2 protein-coding genes are annotated in these 2,321 nt (G+C 69.9%); both read right to left on the bottom strand.

Annotated features, from left to right (window positions below):
- The coding region (locus tag AB0N07_RS50330; RefSeq protein WP_365847630.1) for an aldehyde dehydrogenase family protein at positions 1-961 on the bottom strand (961 nt) is incomplete at its 3' end.
- A 56-nt stretch (positions 962-1,017) separates the two neighbouring features.
- Positions 1,018-2,321: APC family permease (locus AB0N07_RS50325; protein WP_365847628.1), on the bottom strand; the 1,304-nt coding region annotated here is incomplete at its 5' end.

Genomic DNA, 2,321 nt, shown 5'->3' with positions numbered 1-2,321 from the left:
CGAGCACGTTCTGCTCCTCGAGCCCGTTGCCCAACGGCATGGCCTTCGCCACGGCCACGAGCTCCTCGCACACCGCGTCGTACAGTGCGTCCGGCACGTACAGGCGCTTCAGGGCCGCGCAGGTCTGACCCGTGTTGATGAACGCGCCCCAGAACAGGCCCTCCGCGATCGCCTTCGGGTCGGCGTCGTCCAGGACAATGCCGGCGTCGTTGCCGCCGAGCTCGAGGGTGATGCGCTTGAGGTCGTCGGCGGCACCCTTCATGATCGCCTTGCCCGTGGCGGTGGAGCCGGTGAAGGTGATCTTGTCGATCCCATCGTGCGCGGTGAACGCGCGGCCAAGCTCGCCGTCGCCGGCCAGGACCTGCAGCACGCCCGCCGGGAGGGCCTGGTTCATCACGTGCGCCAGCGCGAGCACGGACAGCGGGGTGTACTCGGAGGGCTTGAGCACCACGGTGTTGCCCATGCGCAGCGCCGGGGCGATCTGCCAGACGGAGATCATCATGGGCCAGTTCCACGGGCCGATGCCGCCGACGACGCCGATCGGCGCCCAGTGCAGCTCGGCGCGGCCGGACTCGTCGTCCACGAGCACCTCAGGCTCAACCTCGAACGCGGCAGCCGCACGGGTCCAAGCGACGCAGCCGCCGACCTCGAAGGCCGCGTTGGGGCCGTTCTTGATCGGCTTGCCCTGCTCGCGGGAGAGCATCTCGGCCAGGGCCGACGCGTTCGCCTCGATCGCGTCCGAGGCGCGGTTCAGGGCGGCACTGCGCTCGGTGTGGGAGAGCTTCGCCCAGTCCCGCTGTGCGGTGCGCGCCCGCTCGACGGCCGCGTCGAGGTCCGCCGTCGTGCTCTGCGGGGCATGCCCGATCAGCTCGCCCGTGGCGGGGTCATTGATCTCGACGCCGGCACCCTCGGGGGCGACGACGGCGGCGAGGAGATCGGCGTAGGTCAGGGTCTCGGTCATGGGGTTGCCTCTCGTAGGGGGTCGGAGTGATCTGTGGTCGAGGTCAGTGTGTGCGCTCAGGAGAGCTCACTGCCACGGGCGATACCCGCGTAGGTCGCGGGCCGGCGGGCCTTCAACCAGAATGCCCAGGCCGTGCCGAGCGCGCCGGGTGCCACGACGAGTGATGGCAGCAACCAGCTCAGCGGGGTGGGGCCGTCCGCGCCCAACAGCACGGGGAAGTTCACCACCGTCAGCACGAACAGGGTGAAGAGGCCGGCGGCGGCAAGCGCGGGGGCGACGACCCGGGTGAATACACCGAACTCGTCCCGATGTCGCCGCAGGTAGCCGATGACGGACACGGAGGTCAACGCCATGAGCAGCACAAGGCCGAACGCGCCCATGTTGGTGAGCCAGGTGAAGAGGGTGACGACGGGGAACAGGGGGTCGTCGGAGCGGGAGCCTGCCACGGCGAACACCACGAGCACCACGAGCGCCGTCCCGGACTGGGCCAGCGAACCGCCGACGGGAGCGCCAGTACGCGTCGAGGTGTGCGCCAGGAACGCGGGCAGCACATGCTCGCGACCGAGCGCGAAGGCGTAGCGGGCCACGATGTTGTGGAACGCGAGCAGCGCCGCCAGGAGGCTGACGATGAAAAGGGCGTTCGCCAGGTCCGCGAACCACAGCGGGGTATGGGCGCCGAGGAACGAGAAAACGACGTCGGGGCCCCCGGCCTGTGCGGCCGCCACAACCCTGCCCGGGCCCACGGTCATGATCATCGCCCACGCGGAGAACGCGTAGAACACTGCGATCAGCACCACCGAGGTCAGCGTGGCCCGTCCGGCCGTGCGTCTCGGGTCCTTGACCTCTTCGTTGTAGATGGCACCGGATTCGAAGCCCATGAATGCGGCCACGGAGAACACGAGGGCGGCACCCACACCGGAGGTGAACAGCTGGTCCGGCAGCAGGCCGGCCGCGCTCACCCCCTCCGGGGCCGCGCGCAGGCCGAGCACGGTGTAGACGCACACCACGAGGAACTCGAGCGCCACGACGCCCATCAGGACCTTGGCAGAGAAGTCCACGCGGTAGAGGCCGAGCACGCTGACCAGCACCCACGCGCCCAGCGCGCTGGCCCACCACGGGACGGCGATCCCGAACGTCCCCTCGAGGAACGACGAGGTCGCGAAGCCGAACATGCCGGCGATGCCGACCTGCATGCACGCGTAGGACACGAGCGCGACGAGGGCGGCGCCCACCCCGGCGGGCTTCCCCATGCCGCGGGCCACGTAGGCGAAGAACGCGCCCGCGTTGTGGACGTGTCGCGACATCGCCGCGTACCCCACCGAGAACAACAGCAGGACGGCACCGAGCACGAGGAAGGACA

Source organism: Streptomyces sp. NPDC051172 (assembly GCF_040682555.1).
Lineage (GTDB): Bacteria > Actinomycetota > Actinomycetes > Streptomycetales > Streptomycetaceae > Streptomyces.
This window is presented reverse-complemented; position numbering and strand designations above follow the sequence as displayed.